General features: G+C 56.4%; 20 protein-coding genes and 1 tRNA gene. 6 read left to right on the top strand and 15 right to left on the bottom strand.

From position 1 onward, the window contains the following. Positions 1–8: 8 nt before the first annotated feature. The 7 genes from AC2FIT_RS16120 to AC2FIT_RS16090 all read right to left on the bottom strand — a co-directional run bounded on the left by AC2FIT_RS16120 (position 9) and on the right by AC2FIT_RS16090 (position 9254). Positions 9–1574 (bottom strand): ABC transporter substrate-binding protein, encoded by a 1566-nt coding sequence (locus AC2FIT_RS16120; protein ID WP_496831069.1) that lies wholly within the window; start codon positions 1572–1574, stop codon positions 9–11. Positions 1575–1678: 104 nt separating this feature from the next. After that, on the bottom strand, positions 1679–3256 hold the full coding sequence (locus AC2FIT_RS16115; protein WP_496831068.1) for an ABC transporter substrate-binding protein: 1578 nt from the start codon (positions 3254–3256) through the stop codon (positions 1679–1681). A 148-nt stretch (positions 3257–3404) separates the two neighbouring features. Beyond that, positions 3405–4688 carry an amidohydrolase family protein gene (locus tag AC2FIT_RS16110; RefSeq protein WP_496831067.1) on the bottom strand — a complete coding sequence of 428 codons (1284 nt, stop codon included), beginning with the start codon at positions 4686–4688 and terminating at the stop codon, positions 3405–3407. An 8-nt stretch (positions 4689–4696) separates the two neighbouring features. Beyond that, positions 4697–5638 carry an ABC transporter permease gene (locus AC2FIT_RS16105; protein WP_496831156.1) on the bottom strand — a complete coding sequence of 314 codons (942 nt, stop codon included), beginning with the start codon at positions 5636–5638 and terminating at the stop codon, positions 4697–4699. Further along, a complete protein-coding gene (locus tag AC2FIT_RS16100; RefSeq protein WP_496831066.1) occupies positions 5638–6711 on the bottom strand; it encodes an ABC transporter permease in 1074 nt (357 codons plus the stop codon). Before AC2FIT_RS16100 ends, AC2FIT_RS16105 begins: the two co-directional genes overlap by 1 nt. Further along, positions 6708–8225, bottom strand: coding sequence for an ABC transporter ATP-binding protein (locus AC2FIT_RS16095; protein ID WP_496831065.1), 1518 nt, complete (start codon positions 8223–8225; stop codon positions 6708–6710). Before AC2FIT_RS16095 ends, AC2FIT_RS16100 begins: the two co-directional genes overlap by 4 nt. Positions 8226–8264: 39 nt before the next feature. Continuing rightward, positions 8265–9254, bottom strand: coding sequence for a BMP family protein (locus AC2FIT_RS16090; RefSeq protein WP_496831064.1), 990 nt, complete (start codon positions 9252–9254; stop codon positions 8265–8267). Between the two features lie 415 nt (positions 9255–9669). Between AC2FIT_RS16090 and AC2FIT_RS16085 the strand changes: the two genes are divergently transcribed. Together AC2FIT_RS16085 and AC2FIT_RS16080 are read left to right on the top strand one after the other, a co-directional pair. After that, positions 9670–10329, top strand: coding sequence for a sugar transferase (locus tag AC2FIT_RS16085; protein WP_496831155.1), 660 nt, complete (start codon positions 9670–9672; stop codon positions 10327–10329). An 87-nt stretch (positions 10330–10416) separates the two neighbouring features. Next, entirely contained in the window at positions 10417–12552 is a 2136-nt protein-coding gene (locus AC2FIT_RS16080; protein WP_496831063.1) for a GumC family protein, read from the top strand. A gap of 69 nt (positions 12553–12621) precedes the next feature. Here AC2FIT_RS16080 and AC2FIT_RS16075 read toward each other — a convergent pair whose 3' ends face one another. Further along, entirely contained in the window at positions 12622–12894 is a 273-nt protein-coding gene (locus tag AC2FIT_RS16075; protein WP_496831062.1) for a hypothetical protein, read from the bottom strand. A 57-nt stretch (positions 12895–12951) separates the two neighbouring features. Here AC2FIT_RS16075 and AC2FIT_RS16070 point away from each other — a divergent pair, with 57 nt between their 5' ends. From AC2FIT_RS16070 to AC2FIT_RS16055, 4 genes are all read left to right on the top strand, one after another. Next, positions 12952–15180 carry a YjbH domain-containing protein gene (locus AC2FIT_RS16070; protein WP_496831061.1) on the top strand — a complete coding sequence of 743 codons (2229 nt, stop codon included), beginning with the start codon at positions 12952–12954 and terminating at the stop codon, positions 15178–15180. Beyond that, entirely contained in the window at positions 15177–15818 is a 642-nt protein-coding gene (locus AC2FIT_RS16065) for a YjbF family lipoprotein (protein WP_496831060.1), read from the top strand. Before AC2FIT_RS16070 ends, AC2FIT_RS16065 begins: the two co-directional genes overlap by 4 nt. Before the next feature lie 25 nt (positions 15819–15843). After that, a complete protein-coding gene (locus AC2FIT_RS16060) occupies positions 15844–17223 on the top strand; it encodes a polysaccharide biosynthesis/export family protein (RefSeq protein WP_496831059.1) in 1380 nt (459 codons plus the stop codon). A gap of 153 nt (positions 17224–17376) precedes the next feature. Continuing rightward, complete coding sequence (locus tag AC2FIT_RS16055; protein WP_496831058.1) at positions 17377–18543, top strand: nucleotide sugar dehydrogenase; 1167 nt, start codon at positions 17377–17379, stop codon at positions 18541–18543. 87 nt (positions 18544–18630) lie between these two features. Here the strand turns inward: AC2FIT_RS16055 and AC2FIT_RS16050 are convergent, their stop codons facing one another. From AC2FIT_RS16050 to AC2FIT_RS16020, 7 genes are all read right to left on the bottom strand, one after another. Further along, complete coding sequence (locus AC2FIT_RS16050; RefSeq protein ID WP_496831057.1) at positions 18631–18900, bottom strand: spike base protein, RCAP_Rcc01079 family; 270 nt, start codon at positions 18898–18900, stop codon at positions 18631–18633. Between the two features lie 175 nt (positions 18901–19075). After that, positions 19076–20524 carry a mannose-1-phosphate guanylyltransferase/mannose-6-phosphate isomerase gene (locus tag AC2FIT_RS16045; RefSeq protein ID WP_496831056.1) on the bottom strand — a complete coding sequence of 483 codons (1449 nt, stop codon included), beginning with the start codon at positions 20522–20524 and terminating at the stop codon, positions 19076–19078. A gap of 138 nt (positions 20525–20662) precedes the next feature. After that, a complete protein-coding gene (locus tag AC2FIT_RS16040) occupies positions 20663–21397 on the bottom strand; it encodes a metallophosphoesterase family protein (RefSeq protein ID WP_496831055.1) in 735 nt (244 codons plus the stop codon). A 107-nt stretch (positions 21398–21504) separates the two neighbouring features. After that, entirely contained in the window at positions 21505–22026 is a 522-nt protein-coding gene (locus tag AC2FIT_RS16035) for a hypothetical protein (protein WP_496831054.1), read from the bottom strand. Positions 22027–22342: 316 nt separating this feature from the next. Next, a complete protein-coding gene (locus AC2FIT_RS16030) occupies positions 22343–23152 on the bottom strand; it encodes a hypothetical protein (RefSeq protein WP_496831053.1) in 810 nt (269 codons plus the stop codon). Positions 23153–23288: 136 nt separating this feature from the next. After that, complete coding sequence (locus AC2FIT_RS16025) at positions 23289–24812, bottom strand: galactosyltransferase-related protein (protein ID WP_496831052.1); 1524 nt, start codon at positions 24810–24812, stop codon at positions 23289–23291. A 904-nt stretch (positions 24813–25716) separates the two neighbouring features. Next, a tRNA-Met gene (locus AC2FIT_RS16020) sits at positions 25717–25793 on the bottom strand.

Here is a 25793-nt window from a genome sequence, read left to right as displayed (position 1 = left end):
CCCGCCAATTAGTTTACCGTCACCCAGCGCAGCAGGAAGAAATTGTCCGGGCGTTGTGTCAGATCGATATTGCTGCGCGTCCCCCACAGCAACGGTTGGACATAAAGCGGCACGTAAACCTGTTCATCCTGAATGATCTGCGCGACCTCATCCAGCATTGCCTGCCGTTTTTCGGCGTCCAGCTCTGATTGGATCAACGGCAGCACCTCGTCGATCCGTTCATTCGAGAAACCGCCGAAGTTCCAGCTGCCCAGCTTTTTCTCTTCGTTGGGTGTTGCGACCAGGAATCTCACCGGATGTTCCGCATCAAAGGTCCCCGGGCTCCAGCCCAGCAGGTACATGTCGTAATTGTCCTCGCGCAGTTCGGGCCAGTAGTTGCGAACAGGCATTGCGTCCAGCTCTGCAGTAATCCCGATCTGTGCCAGCATGCTGACGACAGCCTGACAGACCGCTTCATCGTTGAGGTAGCGGTCATTGGGACATTTCAGACCGAAAGAGAATCCATCGCCATAGCCTGCCTCGGTCAGCAGAACCTTGGCGGCGTCGATATCAAAGGCCGGGCGTTCGGCATTGGCCTGCGAATACCCGCTCATAGCCGGGCTGACGAGTTGCGAGGCTGCTTCGGCATTCCCACGCATGATGGTGGCGAGGATTGCATCGACATTCACAGCATGCGCTACGGCCTTCCGCACGCGCGGATCGCGGAACGGGTTCGGTTTGCCCTCATCTTCGGTGTATTTCAGCGTCTCGGCCCGATGATCAAATCCCAGCATAATGACCCGCGCCTCGATGCCCTGAATGACATCAACACCGTCACTGCCCTGCAAGCGTGTCACGTCCTGAATTGGCACCGGGTTGATCATATCCACGTCACCCGACAGAAGGGCCGCAACGGCAGTGGCCGGGTTCTGGATCGGGGTAAACTCGGCGCGGGTGATGTTGTGTTCGGTTTCACCCCACCATCCTTCAAACGGCTCAAGAACAGTGCGCAGCCCCGGTTCGCGCGCGGTAACTTTGAATGCGCCGGTGCCATTCGCGTTCAGCGTGGCATAGTTTCCAATTTCCTTGTCCGGCACAACGGCGTCATTGGCCTCGGTCCAGCCCTGATCCATTATCATCCAGTTGGCGATAGACGACGGAAACAGCGGGTTCGGAGCGGTGGTCAGGAAATCGACGGTATAATCGTCAACGACCTTCACCTCTCGGATCGGAGCGAACCAGCTACGGGTATCCGCCGCCTCGCCCGAGGCGCGCTGATAGCTGAACAGCACGTCCTGCGCATCAAATGTGCTGCCATCATGAAAGGTCACGCCCTCGCGCAGATTGAACCGCCAGCCTTCGCCGTCACCGATTGGTTCCCAGCTGACCGCAAGGGCTGGTTCCACCTGCATATCCTTATCGCGGCGGACAAGCCCTTCGTAGACGTTGTTGAGAAAGCCAAGAACCGGGGCAGAGTTAACCGCGTGCGGGTCCATCGTCTGCGGATCGGTGGTTGAGGCCCATTTGAACTCGGCAGCCTGAGCGCTGGTGGCGATGAGCATCGCGAGACCAACGGCACTGTTTCTGAGGATCATGGCGGAACTTCCCTGTATGCCCCAAACCGGGGCGTGGTCTTGAAGGGTAACACAAAAGGCAGGGCGCGATGATCACGCCCTGCCATATCACTGACTCTGAGTGATTAGTTCAGGGTGAAGTACTTGATCTTGGGCGAATCTTCCGGTTCGACCACAGTACCCACGTTTGACTTCATGCCCCAGTTCAGCACCTGGTGGTGGATTGGGATGTACAGCTGTTCGTCCTGTACAACTTGCCAGATCTCAGCGATCTGCTTGTCACGCTCGGGCAGGTTGGTTTCCGACGCCAGCGCAACGATCTTGGCATCCAGTTCCGGGTTGCTATAGCGCGTACCGTTCCACGAGCCGTATTTTTCACCCTTGGTGTGCGCCAGGAAGTTGAAGATATATTCCGAGTCATAGGTCGGAACGCCCCAACCCAGCATGTAGAAGTCGGTTTCCAGGTTGTTGATCAGCGGGAAGTGCTGCGCTTTCGGTTTGGCATCCAGGTTCACGGTGATCCCGATCTGTGCCAGCATACCAACCGCCGCCTGACAGATCGCTTCATCGTTGATGTAGCGGTCGTTCGGGCAGTCAAGCTGGATGGAGAACCCGTCCGGGTAACCCGCCTCGGCCATCAGGGCTTTGGCACCTTCGATATCGGTGGTCGAGCTGTCCATCGCCTCATTCCAGCCATTCACAAACGGCGGAGCGATCATGCCCGCCGGGGCCGACTGACCGCGCATCACGACCTGCTTGATCGCATCGCGGTTGATTGCCCGGGACATGGCCTGGCGCACGCGAACATCCGACAACGGGTTCTTGCCTTCGACATTGTCGTTGGCCAAGTCCGCATCCCCCATGTTCATACCAAAGAAGATGACGCGGTTCTGCGGCGCGGTGCGGACGTCCAGACCATCAGCGCTGGCAACACGCTCAAGGTCTTGCACGGGCACGTCCTGAATGAAATCGACCTCACCCGACAGCAAGGCGGCAACACGAGTGGCTGCGTTCTGAATCGGAGTGTAGATGATTTCGGTCACTTCCAACGGAAACTCGTCCTTGCCCCAGTAGTTGTCATAGGCTGCCAGAACGGTTTTCACATCGGGTTCGCGGCTGACCAGCATATAAGGTCCGGTGCCGTTGGCATTCTTGGCCGCGAACGTGTCTTCACCGCCCTCGTAATCCTGAACCTTGACGGCGTTGTTCGCCTCGGCCCAACCTTTGTCCATCATGAACATGTTGGTCAGGTTGTTGGGCATGATCGGGTTCGGACCGTCGGTCTCGATCTCGATCGTGTATTTATCGGTCGCGCGCACCTCTTTCACAGAGGCCAGCAATTCCTTGTAGTCGGAATCCGGTGTTCTGGCACGGTCCAACGAAAAGACAACATCTTCGCTGTCAAACTCGGCACCATCATGGAAGGTCACACCTTCACGCAGTTTAAACACCCAGATATTGGGATTGTCTTCCGAGGGCGCCCATTCAGTCGCCAACGACGGAACCAGCGCGCCGGAATGGTCGCGCATCACCAGCGTTTCCATGATTTGGTGCGCCAGCGCCGAGGTCGGACCTTCGTTCTGCGCATGCGGGTCCAGCGTCAGCGAGTCACCCGCCCGCGCCCAGCGCAAAGTTTCAGCAGACGCGCTCGCCGCCATCAACGCAGTGGCGCTGGCGGCAATCATCAGGTTTCTTAGGATCATTATAGTCTCCCCGGTTTATTGTTAGCGCCGTCATTGCAACGGCCGGCCGCTTGCTGCGGCCGTAGTAAACCCGATCATCCAGATCAGTTCAGCAGTTGCAACACTAGATTGTGTTTGAAAATGAAGACGCGGGGGAAAGTACCCCGAATCAACTGAATGGCACCCGCGCCTCGTCCAGGGTTTTTGTCCCATCGGGCAGGCTCAGGTCGCATGTGACCGGGTTTGACCGCGCGATGATGCGCCCCTTGCGCACCACAGCCAATCGATGCGCGCGCAGCCGGATCGCCTCAATCCTGTCGCTGGCTTGCAGCAGAACGAAATTTGCCGCGCATCCTTTGGCAATGCCATACCCCTCTAACCCCATGATCTGGGAAGAGTTTTCGGTCACCGCATCAAAACACCAGCCCATGTCTGCCCGACTGGACAACTGCCCGACGTGCAACCCCATAAAGGCGACATCCAGCATGTCAGCCTTCCCCAATGAGTACCACGGATCCATGACGCAATCCGAGCCAAAGCCAACGGTGATCCCGGCATCACGTAGTTCACGCACGCGGGTCTGGCCCCGGCGTTTGGGGTACGCGTCATGCCGACCTTGTAACATAATGTTGATCAGGGGGTTCGGAATTGCATGCACCCCGGCCTCAACCATCAGCGGGATCAGCTTTGAGACATAGTAGTTGTCCATTGAATGCATGGACGTCAGATGCGATCCCGCAACCCTGCCGTTTAGACCCAAACGTTGGGTTTCATAGGCCAAGGTCTCGATATGGCGGCTCAGCGGATCGTCGCTTTCGTCGCAGTGCATGTCGACCATCAACCCACGCTCAGCTGCGATTTCACACAGCAGACGGACGGACTCGGCCCCATCGGCCATGGTGCGCTCAAAATGAGGAATACCGCCCACCACGTCTACACCCATATCCAAGGCGCGGATCGTGTTCTGCATGGCGGTAGGGTCACGCAGCACCCCGTCTTGCGGGAAAGCGACCAGTTGCAGGTCCAGATAGTCCTTCACCTGTTCCCTGACCTCAAGCAAAGCCTGCACACCCTTGAGTTCGTCATCGCAGGTGTCTACGTGACTACGGATTGCGCCGATACCCTTGGCCACAGCCAGCTCGCAATAGCGCAAGGCGCGGGTGATGATATCGTCTACGCTCTGGATCGGCTTCAACTCGCCCCACAGCGCGATCCCCTCCAACAAGGTGCCTGAAACGTTCATGCGCGGCGTGCCCAGTGACAAGGTCGCGTCCATGTGGAAATGCGGATCTACGAAAGGCGGAGAGACCAGTTGCCCCCCGGCATCCATGACCTCTTGCGCCTCGGCGGTGATCGATTGCTCAACCGCAGCGATCTTGCCATCGATGCAGGCGATATCCACCCCGGTCTGTCCATCAGGCAGGGTGGCGTTTTTTACGATCAGGTCGAACATGCAGGCTCCTATCTTTGGCCTTTGAACCAGGGGGAAAGCAATGCGCGAGGATAGTCCGCCGACCGCGCCGCAACAACAAGCGCGATGATCGACAGGATATAGGGGGCCATCAGGAATACCTGACCGGGCACCAACGCGCCGATCTCGGTCTGCAGGCGTACCTGCAAGGCATCGAACGCGCCGAACAGCAGGGCACCCAACAGCGCTTTGCCCGGTCTCCAACTGGCAAAGATCACCAGCGCGATGCAAACCCAGCCGCGCCCGTTGACCATACCGAAGAAGAACGCGTCAAAGGCGCTCATCGTCAGGAACGCGCCGCCCAGCGCCATAAGGGCCGAACCAACAACAATGGCGCCAATCCGCAGCCCGTAGACCGATAGACCTTGCGCGTCGACACTGTCGGGGTTGTCCCCGACCGCCTGAACGGCCACGCCCAGCGCGGTGCGGTTCATCACGTACCAGACCACAGCCACCAGCAAAAGGGCCAGCCATGTCAATGCGGTTTGCTGGAACAAGACAGTCCCTAAAAAGGGTAAATCGGACAGCACCGGCAGATCCAGCGGCTGAAACGGCTCAATCCGGGGTGGCGAGGAAACATTCGGCAGCGCAGTGCGGTACGTATAATAACTGACCGATGTGGCAAACAGAGTGATCCCTAGGCCCGAAACGTGCTGGGACAGCCCAAGTGGCACCGTCAGAATGGCATGCAGCAGGCCAAAAAACGCCCCGGCCAACGCAGCGACCAGAACGCCACCCCACAGCCCGGCGCCCAGCCAAACCGCCATCCAGCCACACATCGCGCCGACGACAAAAATACCTTCAATCCCAAGGTTCAGCACGCCCGCCCTCTCGCAGATCAGCGCGCCCAAGACACCAAAGATCAGCGGCGTTGCGATGCGCAGGGACGCGGCCCAAAAGCTTTCGGACAGAAGGATGTTGAGAATATCCATCATGATGCTGCCCTCGTGGTGCTGGCCCGCACGACCCGGTATCGAGCGAAGAAACCGCCGACGAGTACGCAGAGCAACGAAACTGATACGACCAGATCAGCCAGAAAGGATGACACGCCCATGGCGCGGCTCATGCTGTCTGCACCGACAAAGACAGATGCGATGAACAACGCCGCGATCACCACGCCTGCAGGTGACAAACCCGCCAGCATCGCCACGACGATTCCCGTGTACCCAAAGCCAGGTGAAAGGTCCGATGTCAGGTATCCTTTCAGCCCGGCGACTTCGCTGACACCGGCCAGACCGGCCACACCGCCCGATAGAATGGCAACGCCAAATAGCGAACGTTTAACATTGATCCCGGCATGGCGCGCGGCGGCGGCGTTTTCCCCTACAGCCCGCACCCGAAAGCCCCAGACAGAGCGCGCCAGCATGAATTGAGCCAAACCAGCCAGTATCAGAGCCAAAATCAGCCCGGAATGAACCCGCATCCTCTCGATCAGGGGGGGCAGCATTCCCTGATCCAGAACCGGGGCAGATTGCGGCCAGCCCAGGCTCATCGGGTCTTGCAGTGGGCCCTCCAGCATCATCTGCACAAAGATCAGAATGATGAAATTCAGCAACAGCGTGGTCACAACCTCATCCGCGCCAAAACGGGTTTTCAGATAGGTCGGGGCAACCATCCCCGCCGCACCAGCCGCTGCACCCAGGACGACAATCAGAGGCAGAAGCAAGAGGTCGGGCACATCCAACACTCCTGATCCAATCGCCACGGCAGCCATCGCCCCCAGATACAGCTGCCCCTCGGCACCGATATTCCAAAGTTTGGCGCGAAACGCCAAAGCGGCGGCCAAACCGGTAAAAATCAGTGGCGTAGCGCGCGTCAGAACTTCGGAAAAAGCAAAAACTGAGCCGAAAACACCCTTGTACATCTCGCCATACGCCTGGATTGGGTTCGCCCCAGCGGCCATTAAAGGAATGGCAGCGAAGGCCAGTGCGATCAGGGCAGACAGGATGGGGACACCCACTGCGAAAGCGCGCGACTGGGTCTGGCGCGGCTCAATACGGATCATGCCGGTTCTCCTGCCATCATCAGCCCGATCTGTTCCCTATCGCGACTGGGGGCCTCGTGCAATTCGCCGTCGCGGATCACCATGATCCGGTCGGCAAGGCCCAAGATTTCATCAAGGTCTTCCGAAATCAGCACGACACCCGCACCGCGCGCGCGCGCGTCAAGCAGGCGACGCCCGACTTCGGCCGCAGCCCCCATATCGAGACCACGCGTTGGTTGGTTGGCAAGGATCAGGCTGGGGGAACGCTCAAAAACACGGGCTAGGATGAGTTTCTGGATGTTGCCGCCAGACAATAGGCGTGATGGCGCATCCACGCCGGGCCCGCGTACGTCATAGGCCTTGGCCAGACGTTCCGCGTTGTCCTGAATCGCCTCGCGCCGCAAAAGACCGCGCGACTGCACATCGGGGTCATCCAGCCGTTCAATTATCATGTTTTCCGCAACACTCATCGCCCCGACAATGCCTTCGTGGTGACGATCCTCAGGAATGCGACCGACGCCGGCCCGCACCATCGTTGTAGGGTTTGGGGCGTCAATTTTGGCTTCGTTTACCTTAATTAGACCCTGTTCAAGCACAGCTGTACCTGAGATCACGTTTGCCAGCCCGGTTTGACCATTTCCTGACACCCCGGCAATTCCCAGGATTTCATACGCATGCACAGTCAGGTTTAGTCCGTTAAGTGTATCGCGCTTTGAACGGCCCGCGACCGAGATGTCAGACAACGTCAAAACCGGTGCGCCCGGAGCCATCTTAGTGCTTGCCAGTTCCGGAGTGTCGGCACCAACCATCATGCGGGCAATGGATTTCTCGTCCGCCTCCGACGTGGCCATCTCACCCACGTTCCTCCCGTGGCGTAGAACGGCGATCCGGTCGGAAAAAGCCAGAACCTCACGCAGCTTATGGCTGATGAAGATCACCGACAGCCCCTCATCCGTCATCATGCGGATGTTTTCAAACAGGGCGTCGGCCTCTTGCGGGGTCAGCACCGCCGTTGGTTCGTCCAACACCAGAATCCGCGCCTGCCGGTATAACGCCTTGAGGATCTCGACCCTCTGCCTTTCGCCTACGGACAGTCGCCCAACACGCATATCCAGCGGCGCATTCAAGCCACTTTGCGCCATAATAGACTCGATTTTTCGCCTTGCGGCACGCCGATTGCGGCTTATTGCGAACAGGGGTTCGGACCCCAGCGTGATATTATCCAGAACCGAGATGTTTTCAGCCAGTGTAAAATGCTGGTGAACCATGCCCACGCCCGCGGCCAGCGCGACCTGAGGATGCCCCAGAGGCAGCGGGTGTAGCACACCCGCCTCATCCGCGACCTCGATCGTGCCTGAATCGGGCAGGTAGTGCCCGAACAGTATATTCATCAGCGTGGTCTTGCCCGCGCCGTTTTCGCCCAACAACGCCAGAACCTCACCCTTTTTCAGGGTCAGGTTGACATCGTCATTAGCGATGACCGGGCCGAACCGTTTGCTCAGCCCGTTTAGCTTCAGAACTGTGGAGTCTTTCATTGGGACTGCGGGCCGGCATGACGACCGGCCCAAAAGTAATCAATTATCAGAAACCGGGCGGTCGTCGTTCACGTTTACACGAAACAGACCGTCCAGGATCTCGGCTTGGCGGGCATTCACCGCCTCGATGACTTCGGCTGAAACAAGTTCCTCATCCAGAACAAGTGAGCCACCGCCATAGCCCATAAAGCTGTACTGGCCGTAATCTGCTGCTTCGAATAACCCATTTGCAACATTGGCAATGGCCTTGTCGATGGTTGGCTCCATATGCCAAAGGGCAGATGCCATGATCGTACCCGGATAGTCACCCGAAGTGTCGATGACGTTGCCCACTGCTTTTACACCACGCTCCACCGCCGCGTCCGAAACGCCAAAACGTTCGGCATACATGATGTCAGCCCCCGCATCCATCATCGCGATGGCGCTTTCCTTGGCCTTGGGCGGGTCATACCAGCTGTCGATGAAGGTCACCAGGAAGGTAACATCCGGGTTCACCTCACGCGCGCCATCCATGAAGGCGTTCATCAGGCGGTTCACTTCGGGGATCGCATAGCCGCCGACCATACCGATAACGTTCGACTCAGTCGCCGCCCCGGCCACCATACCGGTCAGGTAAGACGGTTCGTGGATCCAGTTGTCAAAGACCGAAAAGTTAGGCGCCACCGGTCCAAAGGACGAACCCATCAGAAACGCGGTGTCGGGATAGTCCTTTGCCACTTTGCGTGCTGCGCGTTCCAGGCCAAAAACCTCGCCCACAATCAGCTGAGCGCCCTGTTCGGCATATTCACGCATGACCCGCTCATAATCCGTGTTTGCGACGTTTTCTGAGAACACGTATTCGATGTCGCCCCTCTCGGCTGCGGTGTTCAGAGCCTTGTGAATGCGGCTGATCCATTGCTGTTCAACCGGCAAAGTATATATCGCCGCCACCTTGACAGTTTCTGCCGCCGCCAGACCAGCGGAGTACAAGGTAGATATCGCCGCGGCCGCAGCCAGCAGCATTCGTCTTGAGAATTTAGCTTTTTTCATAACACTCTCCTGTGTGGCGAGATGGCAGCATTTTTCGTCTTTTCAGTCAATTTTTTCATATGATGCCCAACCAATTTCAGCGTGGCTGCAGCGCCGCCGGTGGAATTACTGGCACAAAGGAAGACTGTCCAGACGCAGGACAGCTTCGCATTGCGTGGCACCCAATCGATTGTGATCGACACAATCTGTGGTGGTATGGGGGCAAAAGTATTTGGCAAGCGGCTTTTACCTATCAGATTCGGCGTAAAACCATGTCAGACGCAGGAAATTTCTCATACTCGTTCATTTTGCATCTTAATCTTTTCCCGTTGCGTAGTTATCCGAGACACCGATTGATTGCGTCTTCGATGCAATCTACGCGGATCACTGGCGCCAGGATGAAAAAACAATGTTGGATGTCTCGTCCCCAACGCAGATGTCAAGCCGGCAAGCAGGACAGCCTACGTCTTGCTCAGCCCCAGCAGGTTTGTATTCAAGCGTTGGGAAACGTACTTTTGACGTTGTTCTCGCCCTGGTGCTATTGCCCGTTGTTATTCCGGCCATTGCCCTACTGTGGTTCCTTGTGCGCCGCGATGGAGGGCCCGGCTTCTTTGGTCATAAGCGTGTGGGGCAAGACGCCAAGCCTTTCAATTGTTGGAAGATTCGCACCATGGTCGTCGATGCTGAAACACGGCTGCAAAAATATCTGAACGCGAATCCCGACGCCGCAAGCGAGTGGGAGCACCACCAAAAACTGAAAGATGATCCTAGGATCAACCATTTGGGGCGCATACTGCGCACCTTCAGTCTGGATGAGTTGCCACAGATTTGGAATGTCTTGAAAGGTGAGATGAGTTTTGTCGGACCGCGCCCTGTAGTTGCGGTCGAGTTGATCAAATATGGCAGCTGCGCCTCGGCCTACCTGGCGCAGAAGCCGGGTATAACCGGGCTGTGGCAAGTATCGGGTCGCAATAGCATCAGCTATTCCGAGCGGGTGGCGATGGATGTCACATACCTCGAACATCGAAGCTTTCTGAACGATCTGAGGATCATCTTTTTGACAGCTTCGGCCGTACTTCGCAGAACGGGGCTGTAACAGATGCGCAGACTTTCACCCATGTTTTGGAAGCCGCGGCCTTCGCGTTATGCGAGTGCTGGAAATTGCGGGGTTTTGACGTAAATTATGAAGCAATCCCCAATACAGAACGCGCAGTTCCCATCAAGTCGGTCCCCTTTCGAACACGCGCCTGCAAGTGACGTTATCGACCTGGGTGCTTTAATGGGCACGTTGTGGCGTGGTAAGTGGTTCATCTCGCTGATCAGCATTCTGTTCATTCTGACCGGGGCGTTTTATGCTTTTTTCGGTGCTGCCCCGATCTACAGGTCGTCCGCAGTGGTCATGCTGGAAACCGATCAGACCAGCGTGATTGATCTGCAATCTGTGGTGGGTGGCCTGGCCGGTGACACAGCAGAAGTCAATTCCGAGCTTGAAGTTCTTCGGTCACGTGGCCTGATGGGCAAGGTTGTGGACAAGTTGAACCTGATCCTGGATCCGGAATTCAACGCCAACCTGCGACCTGAAACGACTATTGAAAAGGTGAAGGAACTCTTTGCGAAAACGTTTCGGCTTAAACCTATCCCCGAGGCGGCGTCGGAGAAACTGGCGGACCAAATACTTCGGGACGATGTGATTACCGCGTTGCTCAAGCAGGTGTCGATCCGCAACGTACCACAAAGTTTGGTCTTTGAAGTGACGATTGAAACCGGGTCACCGCGCAAATCGGCCCTGATCGCGGACACGATTGTCGAGCTTTATGTGCTGAGCCAGATCGAAGTAAAATTCGAGGCGACCGAGCAGGCAACCGCATGGCTAACCGACCGCGTAGCCGAGTTGCAGATCGACCTGGAAACAGCCGAGGCAAAGGTCAGCGACTTCAATTCTGCGACGGCACTGATCTCGCCCGAGGCATTGAAACTGCAAGAAATACAGCTAAAGGATTTGCGTGAACGCCGCGCATCTGCAGAATCTATCCGCGCTGCTGCGCAGGCGCGATATGAGGTTTTGAACGCAGCCAAAAGCCGCAAGGAACAAGCAAAAGCCAGTCAAGACCCACAACTGCAACGGCTGCTGACCCAGATCGACGGAGCCGGTTCAGCAAAAGCCACCTTTGATACGGCCTTCCGGCGCGTGCGTGCGCGAACCGCGATCGAAGCCCAGCGCGCGACACAGCAGGTTCAGACCCTGATGGTGTCGATCGAGGAGTTGGGCCAGAAGATTGCCCAGCAAAGCACTGATCTGATCACACTTCAACAGCTGGCTCGCGAGGCTGAAGCCGTGCGTCTACTCTATGAGTATTTCCTTGCACGACTGAAAGAAACATCAGCGCAAGAGGGTATCCAGAAAGCTGATAGCCGGCAACTTTCGCGTGCCGTTATTCCAAAGGATCCATCCGAACCCAAAAAGGGTCTGATCCTTGCGGCAATGGCCGTTTTGGGTTTTTTGGCTGGCACAGCAGTCATCTTGCTGGCCGAGGTGCGGCGAAAGGGCTACCGCTCGACGCGGGAATTGGAAGGAAAGACAGGCTACAGCGTTCTTGGCCAGATACCAACCTTTCCCGCACGTGGTCGCCGCAAGGTATTGGAATATCTCGCTGAAAAGCCTTCTTCGGCCACTGCAGAGGCCATGCGCAACCTGCGTACCTCTTTGATGTTGTCCAACGTCGACCGCCCGCCTCAGGTTGTCGTAATGACATCATCGCTTCCTGGTGAAGGCAAGACAACAAACGCGTTGGCACTGGCGCAGAACTTTGTGGGCATCGGCAAAAAGGTTTTGTTGATCGAAGGTGATATCCGGCGCCTGACCTTGACATCGCAGCTGAATAATGCCCCGAAACACGGGATCGTATCCGTTCTGGCGGCAGATGTATCGGCGCAAGAGGCCATTTTCCAAGATCCGCTTCTGGCCTGTGATGTTCTGGCGGGTGAGAGGACCTCGGCCAACGCTGCGGACCTTTTCGCGTCAGAGCGGTTCCGGCAATTCCTGGACGAGATGCGCACGTTCTATGACGTCATACTGATCGACACACCGCCGATCCTGTTGGTGTCAGATGCACGCCTGATCGCGCGCAATGCAGATGCAGTGCTGTTAACAGTCAAATGGAACGACACATCCGAACAAGACGTCGCAGAAACACTCCGCCTTTTTCACACCGACAACCAGCGCTTTACTGGACTTGTTCTCGGCCAGATCAATACACGCAGCGCGCGGCATTATGGCTATGCTTACGGTAACTATGCCACGACGTATTACAGCAACTAGGTCTGGTGTTGGGCACAAAAAACAGCGCCATGGTGTTTCGCGCTGTTTCGTTCCGTTTGAGCCAGCGACTTAATTCGAGGTGCCGACCGTGCTTGTAGTGCTGTTCGATGAACCGCTGCCGCTGCCAGCCGCGGCCACACCAACTGCGGCGGCAGCCACACCAAGCGCAGGCGCTACAAGCGGTACGAAACCGGTCACTCCCGCCTCTGCCGCCGCGTTGATCGCTTCGTCCGTTGCGGCGGTGCGAACATCGTCATTCTGGTTTATGGCCCCATCGGTGGTGGCCTGCGCATATGCGCTGGTGGTGGAAAAGGCCAGAATCAGAAGGCTCGCCCTGATCATCGTGCATCTCCTTGATAAATGCTGGCCCGACGCTAGCACACCGGGTCGGAACTGAGAATGCAACCGCTGAAAGATTTTCACATCCGAGCTGGTAAAATTACTTCTTTTCAAAGTGATATTAGCCACAACGAAACAGCTGAGATGCCGCCGGGAATGGCCACCGGTCAGGCCGCGAAAAAGCAAAGGCCAAGCATCAAGACCCGAACTGTAAATCCTGCGCAGCGAAGTCTTTTGGCGCTAATTTGTGCTGTTTCAACCACCGCAGCACAGGCGCAGACCGTTTCAAGCTATGGAACGCCCGGCCTGCTTGAGATACCGACCGCTGAAATGTTTGAGGACGGCACGCTTGTCTTCACCGCCGCCGGATTCCAAAAAACCGGTCGGGCCACTATGACATTCCAGATGCTCCCCTGGGTTCACGGCAGTTTCCGGTATGCGGTCATTCACGATTTGGATGGGTCGGGCACAACACGCTATGACCGCAGCTTCGACCTCCATTTTCGGCTGCGTGACGAAAGTAAACGCAGTCCGGCCATCGCGTTGGGTTTGCGCGATTTCGGAGGCACTGGCATCTATGCTGCAGAGTATTTGGTGGCCACAAAGACCTTTCAGGATCAGTTCAAACTAACCGGCGGTATTGGCTGGGGACGCGTGGCGGGGCGGGGCTCTTTTTCGAATCCACTGGGCGCCTTGGGCAACCAGTTCGACACACGGCCCGCTTCGAATACAGGAGAGACGGGCGAGCTGGATTTTGGCAACTGGTTCCATGGTGACGCCGCCCTTTTCGGCGGGGCAAGCTGGCAATACGATGACCGGCTGACATTTCTGGCCGAGTATTCCCCCGACCTTTACACTCAGGAAAGCGTAAACGACAGTTTCAGGGTCAAATCCCCTTTTAATTTTGGCTTGCAATACCGGTTTCGCAATGGATCGCAGTTGACGGCCTCATACCTTTATGGCGCCTCGCTCGGGCTTAGCTTCAGCTATTTCATCGACCCGCGCAAATCTGTGGTTCCGGGCGGGCAAGGTGCAGCACCGCCGCCGTTGCGGCCCAAGTCGCAGGTTGCCGCTACTGCCAAGCGCAGCCCGGGCGGCATTCGGGATCAGTTGCAGGCCGCGCTGAACCAGGAGGGGCTGAGGCTGATCTACCTGTCCGGGGCCGGGGACACCGTTCAGGTCGGGGTCGAAAATCCCACCTACGGACAGGCGGCACAGGCTCTGGGCCGGACCGCCCGCGTGCTGGCCAATGAACAACCACCCCGGACCGAGCAATTCGATATCGCCCTTATGTCGAACGGTGTCCCGCTCAGCGCGGTGCGGATCAATCGCAGCGACCTGTATGAACTGGAGCATGATTCCGACAATGCCTGGCGCAGTTTTGCCCGGGCCGAGATTTCAGACACATTGCCGCTGGTGCAGGGTGGCACCCTCACCGATGCTTTCCCGCATTTCACTTATCGCTTCGGTCCCTATCTGAACTTCTCGTTTTTTGACCCTGACGACCCGCTGCGATACGAACTGGGGGCTGCGCTGGGGTTGGATTACATCCTGTCGCCCGGCTTCACCTTATCGACCGGCCTGCGCCTACCGATCCTGAGTACACTGGATGACAGCACGCGGATCTCAGACTCGACGCTGCCACGCGTGCGTTCGGATTGGGCGCGTTATGCGCGGGACTCCAACCTGCGGATCGAGCATTTGACCGCCGAATACATCTGGCGACCCGGCAAGAACCTCTATGCCCGCACCTCTCTGGGGTATCTGGAGACCATGTTCGGCGGGGTTTCGGTCGAGTTGCTCTGGTACCCAACCAACAACCGTCTCGCCCTGGGGGTTGAGGCCAACTATGTCGCACAACGCGATTTCGACGTACTGTTCGGTTTTAAAAGCTACTCCGTCGGCACTGGTCATGCCTCGGCCTATTACGACTTGCCCGGTGATTACCACGCGCAGGTCGATGTCGGGCGCTATCTGGCTGGCGATTACGGTGCCACATTCACGCTGGATCGCGAGTTCACCAATGGCTTCAAGGTCGGCGCGTTTTTCACCCTGACCAATGTCAGTTCAGAAGAGTTCGGCGAAGGCTCGTTTGACAAGGGCATCCGACTGGAAATCCCCGTTTCGTGGCTGACCGGACGCCCATCCCGAAACAAGGTTGCACAAACCATTCGTCCGGTCCTGCGCGACGGCGGGGCGCGGTTGAACGTGCGCAACCGGCTCTATGGCGTCACACGTGAAGCTCGCGCACAAAACCTTGCCCGCAGTTGGGGAAGGTTCTGGCGATGAAGGCGCTGCGTCCCGCCTTGCTGGCCTTGTTTTTGATCTCCTGCGGTGAAGCGCGGGATGATGTTGATCTGCTGAAAGGTGCGTTGTTTCCTGATGCGCCCCGGCTGCACCCGCGGGCCGAGGCGCTGGTCGCACGCCGCCCGCTTCCACCCCGGCTTGAGGTTGGCTTCCCGTCACGCGATTTGGCCGGTGTCATGCTGCTTGAGACCGAACGCGAGGGGGTACAGACCTGGCTGACCGCAGATGGCGCAACCATCACACTGGATCAGGGTTTGCTTACCTCGGCTAAGGGGTTCGGTGGCGGCTTGGCCGGGTCGGAAATCCACCAAAGCGCCGACCTGATCCTGAGCGGCGGCACGGGTCAGGCCGTACGCTTTCTAAGCTTTCTCAACGGCAATGATGATATTGAGCTGCACGCCTATAAATGCCGGGTTTCCACGCTGGGACCCGAGACCGTGATCCTGCAAGGCATGCCCGTTGCCACGCAAAAGCGGCAGGAAGACTGCTATGGGCTGGCCGAAAGCTTCACCAACATCTACTGGGTGCGGGACAGCACCGGCCGTATCGTCCAATCCTCGCAATGGACCGACACTTTTCTGGGCAACATGGCAATAAAAGTCGTGCCCGATGACCTGTAAGTCTTTGAACAGCGGAGGCCCTCTGATGCGCCATCTTCCAGTTTTCCTAGGTGCTCTGGCTCTGACCGGTCTGATCGCCGGATGCTCGACCATCTACCGCAGCCCTTCGGTGACCGCAGGCGTGTCAGATGCCGGAAAGGTCCGTGTCGTACCGGTCACGCCCGAAACCGTTCTGATCGCCAACCGCGCGCCCTATTCCCCCAAAACGCTCCCCTCGGTGTTCGGCGTGTCAGCCGGATCGGGTTCCGATACCGGTCTGCGTGGCACCGGCCCATTGCCTCAGGCACCCTCGACCCAAGATGGCTCGCGCGCCGGGTTGCAACTAGACCCGCCGCCGCAGGTCAACCTCGGCCCTTATACCATCGGCATTGGCGACGTGCTGGTGCTGTCCACACCGTCCACACAAGGAACCGCCGCTGAGTTGTCGGGTCTGCTGACCGCGCAGAACAGCCGCAACGGCTATACCGTGCAGGATGACGGCGCGATCAACATTCCCGATCTGGGACGCGTTCGACTGGACGGCCTGACCGTGGATGAGGCCGAGGCGCAACTGTTCCAACGCCTGGTAGAAAACCAGATCGACCCCACCTTCAGCCTTGAAATAGCTGAGTTCAACTCCCGCCGCGTCTCAGTCGGCGGCGCTGTAGGACGACCGGGCTTGCAACCTGTTACGCTGACCCGACTTACATTGGGCGAGGCGCTTTCTGCCGCTGGCTCAGTTTCGGTCAGCGATATAGACAACTCCTCGGTTCGCATCTACCGCGACGGGCAGGTGTATCAGATACCGCTTGAAGACCTCTACTCGCGCACCGAACTGCAAAATCTTGATCTGATCGCTGATGATGCGGTTTTTGTCGACACGGACTATGATCTGGACCGCGCCGAGCGCTATTTCGCGCAACAAATCGCCCTGCGCGAGACGATACTGAAGGGCCGCCAGACCGCCCTGCAAGAGCTGACCACCGCGGTGAACCTGCGCCGCGCCGATCTGGAGGAGCGCCGCAGCAATTTCATCCAGTCCATAGACCTGAACGCCGTTGACCGCGACTACGTCTACCTTTCTGGCGAGGTGCGCACCCAGGGCCGTTACGTCCTGCCCTTCAACCACAAGGCCACTCTGGCCGATGCACTGTATGACACCGGTGGCGGCATCGCCAAGGAAACCGGCGATGTCTCTGAAATCTATGTTCTGCGCGCGGCTCAAGACCTCCGTGAGCTCGGTGCGGTCACAGCCTGGCACCTTGATACGAGGAACGCAGGGCACCTGACACTGGCCGCCCAGTTCGAACTGCGAAGCAACGATATCATCTTCATCGCCGAAAACCCCGTCACTCGTTGGGGCCGAACTATAAGTCAGATCACGCCGTCCCTCATCACAACGCCGATCAATGCTGCCGTGAATTGACACAACCGACGGGACACTGCCCTAAAAACCCGCGTACGACAAAGGGTCGAGCCGAATAATCGCCCTGAATTGTTTCCAGAGCTTATCAGACAGTAAAAACATGATTATGGTCGGGCGGGGTTTTAGGGTTCTGGTTACACAAGGAACAGCGATATGAAAATCGCGATCGCCGGTATCGGCTATGTCGGCTTGTCCAACGCGGTGCTGCTTGCACAAAACCACGAAGTGGTGGCCCTTGACGTATCAGAAGATCGTGTAGCCCTTATCAACCAACGACAAAGCCCGATCCAGGATGCCGAAATCAAAGATTTTCTGAGCAATCGCACGCTCAACCTTTCGGCCACTACAAATCCAGAAACTGCCTATGTCGGGGCGGACTTTGTCGTGGTCGCTACACCGACCAACTATGATTCGCGTAGCAACTATTTTGATACCAGCTCGGTCGAGGCGGTGATCGAACAGGTTACAGCGCTGAACCCTGGTGCTGTGATCGTGATCAAATCCACCATCCCCGTCGGCTTTGTTACTGAGGCGCGTGCGCGGTTCGGAACTGAAAACGTGTTTTTTTCGCCCGAATTCCTGCGCGAAGGCCGCGCGTTGTACGACAACCTGCATCCCAGCCGGATCATTGTCGGCGAACGGTCTGACCGCGCCAGAGTGTTTGCCGACCTGTTGTTAGAGGGGGCCTTGGACAAGGACGTGCCGGTTCTGTTCACGGATCCGGATGAGGCCGAGGCGATCAAGCTCTTCGCCAATACCTACCTTGCGATGCGCGTGGCCTTTTTCAATGAGCTCGACAGCTACTCTCTGGCCGGTGGGATGGATCCACGCCAGATCATAGAAGGCGTCAGCCTCGACCCGCGGATCGGCACGCATTACAACAACCCGTCTTTTGGTTATGGCGGCTATTGTTTGCCCAAGGACACCAAGCAGTTGCTGGCAAATTACAATCACGTCCCGCAGAACCTGATCCGGGCCATCGTCGATGCAAATCGTACCCGCAAAGATTTCCTTAGCGACCAGATCCTGATGAGAGGTCCGAAAACGGTTGGCATCTATCGGCTTGTCATGAAGGAAGGCAGTGACAATTTTCGTCAAAGCTCAGTCCAGGGCATCATGAAAAGGATCAAGGCCAAGGGCATACAGGTCATTGTCTACGAACCGGTACTGTCGGCGGAGCATTTCTTTCACTCACCTTTGATCCGCGATCTTGATGCCTTCAAGCAGCAGGCCGACCTGATCGTCGCTAACCGCCTTTCGGACGAGATAAAGGATGTGCGAGACAAGGTCTTTACCCGCGACTTGTTTGGCGCGGATTAAGACTGTGTAGGAAACAGACAAACCCCAGCGACCTGAATTCAAGCCGCAGGGTCCTGTCGGTCAGACACTACGTGTGAACCGGCTGCGTCAGGCAAGTACAAAGGCGTGGATACCCGACGCAGTTGTCCCTGTGGCGTGAACGCGTGCGACACCGACAGGCAGGATGGAAAAATCCGCCACCTGAACGGTACGCGTTTCCCCGCGAACAGTAGTTACCGCCACGGTGCCTCCTGTTTCGATGTAGAGACTGATCGCCACGTTGGCCAAATCGGTCGTGTCGGACGGCGTAACAGGTGCAACATCTCGTGCAGGGCCTGACAGGCTGGACGCGCGCTCGGTGAAGGGATTGGATGTCATGGCTCAGGCCTCACGTGTTGTAACAATTGACGGCACGCTAGGAAAATCCGCTTAACGCCCTGAAAGCCGACCGTGCGTTGCACCCCATCAGTCCGCTTTACGGCAACAATAAAGCCCCGCTCGGGGGCTTTTGGTTGTGCAGCTATGACTGAATAGGCTGAGAGAGTTTTGTCCGCTAACCCTTCGCGCCCTGACCACGCGCATATTTGTCCTCGTACCGAACGATGTCATCCTCACCGACATACACGCCGGTCTGGACCTCGATCAGGACCATTGGAACCTTGCCAGGGTTTTCCATGCGGTGAACAGCCCCGAGCGGGATATAGACCGACTGATTCTCGGTCACCAATTGCTGCCGATCATCGATGGTTACGCGGGCTGTCCCTTCGACCACGATCCAATGCTCTGACCGGTGAAAGTGGCTTTGCAGACTGAGCGACGCACCGGGGTGCACATGAATGCGCTTCACCTGAAACCTCTCGCCGACCACAAGGCTTTCGAACCACCCCCAGGGGCGGTGATCCTTGGGGAAAGCGGTCGCCTGCGGAGCGCCTTTTTTCTTCAAGGCGGTCACGGCTGCCTTGACATCCTGCGCACGCGAGGAGTCTGCCACCAGAACCGCATCATTCATTGCCACCGCGATGATGTTGTCCAAACCAATACCCACCAGTTCCAACTGATCGCTGTCCGACCGCAAAAGCGAGTTCTGACAGTCGATCGCCGTCGCCGCGCCCCCGGTCACGACACCATCGGCATTTGGCCCGCTTTCACGCCAAACCGCGTCCCAGCCGCCCAGATCGGACCAGGCCGCATCAAAAGGGACAACGGACAGGTTTGTTGCCTTCTCCATCACTGCGTAGTCAATCGAGATATCCTTGGCCCGCCCCCAAGGGTCCGGGTTCAGACGCAAAAAGCCCAGATCGGGTTTGGCTGTCTCAACGGCCTCTTCTACCGGAGCCATCAATTCCGGTGCATATTCCCGGAAGGCTGCGATCATGTCAGAGGCACGGAACAGGAAAATCCCGGCATTCCATTTGAAATTCCCAGCCTCAAGCATCTCGGTCGCTCGGGCCAAATCGGGTTTTTCAACAAATTGCTTCAGAGGAACAGGCGATCCACTATCGTCGGGCGTGGTTGCCAATTCAAGATACCCGTAAGCGGTTTCCGGATGCGCCGGAGTAATGCCAAATGTGACCAACTGCCCTTGCGCGACGGCTTCCATGCCGCGTGCGACAGCGGCGTGAAATGCGGCAACGTCTGGCACAACGTGATCGGAGGGTGCGACCAGCAGCACCGCATCCGGGTCTTTGGCATGGCTGTGCAACGCGGCAGCCAAGACCGCCGGAGCGGTATTGCGGCCTTCGGGTTCGATCAAAATGACGCCGGGATCAATGCCGACGGCCTGCAATTGCTCGGCGACGATGAATCGGAAATCCGAATTGGTCAAAACAGTGGGCGTTGAAAACTGGAGCGTTTCGGTTGTGCCCGAAAGACGGCGGGCAGAGGCCTGAAAAAGAGTTTCCTCTCCTACAAGCGGTACAAACTGTTTGGGATAGCTTTTCCGGGACAGCGGCCAAAGACGTGTTCCGGACCCTCCGCACAGGAGGACAGGAGTGATCATCATGATAAGCTCGAAACCTGACGTATATTGTACAGGCCCTATTGGATGTAACTTGCATTTACAAGATTTTGCTCTGCTTCAACTTGAAAAAGCAAGCCTAGCGACAGAATTGCACCGGATCGCCCCTAAAGAAGCAACCCTTCAGACTTGTGCCATCAGAAATCTTGGGTCGCTTCCATCCAAGCAGACCGCACTCAGGACACCTGTTGCGAAAGCGCCTGTATCAATAGCAATACGCCCCCGCCGCGCTTCGGCCACGGGGACGATCGTATGCCCGTGGACAACCCAAACATCATCTCGGCGATCGGTAGACTGAAATGATGGATGTCCCCAGACAAGGACAGTGTCCGATTGCTCGCTCGGTGCGACGTCAGGATCAGCGCCTGCATGCGCCACAAGAACGTTGCCCGACAGGTCGTATGTCCTCAACCCCGTCATCCACTGGAGTAGCGATTCACCCATCGCCTCTTGCAGGCTGTCCCGACACTCGGCCAGTTCATCGCCGCTCATCTCGGGCCGCACCCCACGAACTCCAAACGAGGCAAGTGTTTGTAATCCACCATTGCGAAGCCATCGCGGGCCGTGGCATTGGGGATCTTTGAGAAAGCGCAGCATCATCTCTTCGTGGTTGCCCCGCAGGCAAGTCAGATCGCGACGTGCACTGATCAGGCGCAATACCTCGGCACTTTGTTCACCACGATCAACGTAGTCGCCAACCAGTATCACCCGGTGGGCCTGCGGCAATTGAGCTAGGAGCTTTTCCAACTGAACGATACAGCCATGCACGTCACCAATCACGCATATCGGACCGTCTGGTTTCGGTGGCGAGAACGTTTTGCGTCGTCCTATTCGTCGCATAAGCGATGACAGCACCATGCGCCTATCTCCTGTCCGGTGGCCAAAAACCATCCAACGCGCTGGACAAAGCACTGGTTATGGCTGCCCGCTTGATATCTGGGGGCCCGTCTGCGGGCAAGATTAGGTCAGGCGGACCGACATGGGGGCACACCCATGCGTATAATCTCGCTGCCTTTGACCTTATAGACACCATTGATCCGATTGCGTGCCTTGTTCATGAACCATGACTTCAACGGCTCAGGGTAGTAATCCGCCATGACATTGCTGAAGTAGTCAAAGTCCTTTTCTGCCAAGCGTCTTCCGCTGCGGGACGGGCCGTGGAAACCAAAAACTGTGTCCGGATCGATGCAGGTTCCGTCAAGGCCGAGGAACAGTGTACATGTGGAGTAACAAACACGACCGCGAATTTCGACTTGGATACCGTTGCGCTGAAGGTTTTCCAGCTCAATCAAGCGGTCATGCAGATATCCGCCGCGATCATTTCCAATGATATAGAGCTGCTGTGCTACGGCACGGGACGGCGCATTGACCGCAGGCAGCAACACCGCAACGGCCAGAAACGCGGGAACGAACCTGATGCCTCCGCGGGAAAACAGACCCTTCGCGGTCCGGCGGGTTTTAGCAAAACGATTGATGAAGCGCGGCATTGTTCTGTCTCCGAATCCTGTAACGATCCAGATCAGGGCTAAAGAAGCGACGCGCCGCAGCCATGTGGTCTGTGTGGCGAAAATTGGATTTATATCAAAACTTTAATGATACTTTTTTGCAAGTTCCCGTGTGCAGTGTCACCCTGCAATGGCCGTCAGATTGCCATCGCAACAAAAAATCACCCGACTATGCGTCAATAGATCAGGTCACGGTGTAGCAACCGCTGATGGATACGGGTTTCAAACACTGACGCGGATTTTAGTAAAAAATCTTGCAGAAAGTGATTTATGCGCATTTCAGGGCATAACAGCCAGGCTATTTAGATTTCATTCGACGCTTGGTTCGCCGCTGCAAACGCCACAGATCACCCCAATACGAAATCCGCCAAGGAGAAAAAACCGCGACTTGCCACCACCTGCGGCTTTCCTGAAAAAGTTTCTTTTCGTACTCTTTCTTCGAATACCGTTTGGGTAAGGCAATATAGATATTTGAGCCGAACTCTCCGGACACGCCGGACACGCCTGACACGCCTGACACGCCTGACACGCCGGGATTGGAAGAACCCGAATTCAATGACAATAGCGCGCTTGTCTGTAATGCCAACTGGCGTTGCAGACTGATCTCGAACAACGAGGGGTGGACATAATCGACAACCGAGTTGAGGGTATTGCCGTCAACGTCCAGCCAAGCGTCGCCCAACGCGGAATTGGTAAAAACAATGGTGCTCTGCAGCGTGTCCCAATCACTGTAGTAACTGTCCCATACAGCAGGGCGGACAACGTCACGCATAATGAAGCCTTCGGCGAGAAATAGCATGGCCCAAAAGCTGGGCCACGAGATCAGCAAATCCTGAACATTCTGCTCAGCAGCGGGAACCGGCGAGAAAACCACTATGTCCGCTCGTTGCGTTAGAAGACTAACGCTGTGCTCTGCTTCGCTTAGGCTGTTTGCGGGAACACCTTTGGTAACATGGACAATTCGCACACTATTTTCGGCAACATTGTCACGAGCGGTCTGCGTAAACTTGCCGAAGGTGGTGTGCGATACTTGTTCTATCGCGTTCTGCTGATACGCCGCGCACCAATCCGAGTGATGCCTGCCGTCCAGAACAATAACTTCACTCACCGGTTGTTTAATCGCTGAGATAACTTTCTCAACGGCTAAGCTCCTTGTTTTATTGTCGTTCATTTATATTTTCACTCTGGCAGTTTTATCAGTACGCATTGCTACTTTAGCGGATGTCCTTGAAATTTCGACTATATCAAAAATGCTGGCCCGAAATTTCCAAACGTTGATTTTCGGACATTGAATGCGCAATTTCTGTAAAGGAACTCCAATTGCTGCCCAATAAAACCGGTGCGCGCGACAGTAATATCACGTCTGCCAGTGCAAATTTAAGCTGCATTTCTGATCGGTCATATACCGTCCTTGGTAAGCTGGTTACCTGATCACCATACTTTGCGTTGAAGGCGCCGTAGGATTCAGAGTTGTCCGACGCGAGGAAAATTGTCAGGGTGCTTTTCTCCTCCAACAATTCATCCAGGCGCTTAAAGAAATACCCATAGTGCGATCGGCTACGGGCCCGCCTTGAAATCTCGTCTTCTGAACGCGACCAATCGCCCGGTACATCCCCATGAGGATCGGTTGACGCGCCCCCGTTCATACGCACATGCACAGCAATGTCGTTTGGGCTGCGCACCGAGTCGATTAACGTTTGTACGTCCGCGCTCGGCTTGAGCGTGCGCAGAAACTCTCTTTCAATTGGGTCGTAGGGTTTGCCAAATGTAAACCTGTAAGCGGACCGAATGACCACATCCCGGTTTGTGCGAACCAATAAGTTAGGATCAAATGCGTCTCGAAACGCTTTGTTCATCAGGTCGACTTCGACAGTGTCTTCAGCGGTGCTCTTTCGGCTATCTTCGACGGTGCCATCAAAGTCGAACAACGAGTCAAAGCTGCAATCACAATGTTCGTCACGGACCCATTGGATAATCAATTCCCGGTCCTGAACCTGCGCGAACGCATAGGCCGAAGCGATCGCGCGTAGCCGGTTCCCCAACCCGTGCTGGGCGTCCAGGATAAGCCTTGGCCTGTCAATTCGGTGCCCGATCGGGGCAGTTACTTCACTGGTTTCCTCAACAGGCTGCAGAGACTGGTTGCTGATGGCGGCAACGGCGTCTTTCAGCGAACGCGTCATAAGGGCATAATCGACGACATCTGGTGACACCGTGACGGCAACGCCGCTGAAGGCATCTTCAATCGCGCTGACGGCCGCTATGGCACGTTCGATGCGGGTGCCAATAAGGTTTGTGTCGATTCCGTAAGGGTGACTCCGCCTTAGCCTCAGTTCGCGACGGGAGTCGCCAAGGACGCGAAAAGCGGTCATCGGGCAACTTGCATCCCAAGGCGCACACGAAGACGCGTATTGCCTGTTCAGGGCGATCCAGAACTGGGGAAAGGTCTGTATTTCGTCCCAACCGGTCAGCGGTTTGCATTTCGGGTGTTCAATCCGTCGCAGGTCAGAGTGGTCGATATGCCTGATCGTATCGGGGTCGACGTCTTTCCTTTGAACACCAGCCTTCGTCAGTCGCTCATACAAGTCGTCATCGTCCCACCCATAGGTTACGATCCGTTCGTTGAACCCATTTACAGCTAGAAGCGCATCGCGCCCAACAACAAAAAAGCCGTTCACGTGGCTCTGTCCGGATTTAGCCTGCCGCCAGTTTCCGGCGGTCAACCGTGCTGCGTCAGTCGGGTTTAGTTGAAAGAATCCAGCATCAAGCATGATGTCGCTGTCAACTTTAATGATCTTATCCCTGCTCGCCGCTCGAAAGCCCAAGTTATACGCATGGGATAGGATCCAAGTGCCCTCATCCTCTACTCGCAAAATTCGTATGCGCGGGTCTTGTATCCCGGCTTGGTCAAAAGTGATCGAAACCGGAACCCTTGAACTCCAATCTACGATGATAACTTCGTCAATTTCCGGATGAGCCAACCATGTTGGCAGGGACTGAGCGAGGTGGTCATTTCTGTTCATACAACATGTAACGACCGAAAAACCGGGGGCGATACTGTAGTCCGGCTTGTATTCATCACCGGCATCTTCGAATTTTGGTAAGTTACCCCAAGTTTCCGGACGGTTACGTACCTCGTTATACAGAGAGGAAATAGCGGCGGATGATTTGGCATTGCGCGAAGATAGTTGTGATCTAAACAGACTGCGAAACGTCTCGCCTTCCTGCGCTGCTAATGTGTCGTCATCAGATGCGAGCGCATCGCAAAATCTTGTAACAATTTCTTTCGAAGTCTGCATCTGATTTCCAGTTCAAGTTATTTTTTCGTAACGCTCTTCTTCATACAGTGATGTAGCTTAATACTATCACTTTCGAATATTTTGCTACAACAGCGGCACGGGGCATATATTTGCGTGCGCATGTCAATGTGCAAAGCCATACCTGTTAAGCAAATACACAAAAAACAGTCGAAATGGGCGACTTTACGCCGGAATGCCCACCCAGCAGGCTTCAGAATCGGTTGTCAACAAAGCGATCCAAAATCGAACGACAGCCGCCACTTTAGTTGGATGGTGAACACCTTGCGATGGAGGGCGCTGGCGGCGGTGATTGGGGTCATCTCAAAACGAACAAGCCGCCCTGAGGCGGCTTGTTCGGTACTTTGTTCGACTATGGTGGTTGCGGGAGTAGGATTTGAACCTACGACCTTCAGGTTATGAGCCTGACGAGCTACCGGGCTGCTCCATCCCGCG

This window comes from Ruegeria sp. YTSA135, from assembly GCF_059610165.1.
Note: the sequence above shows the minus strand (reverse complement) of the source record. Positions and strands in the feature narration are given on the sequence as shown.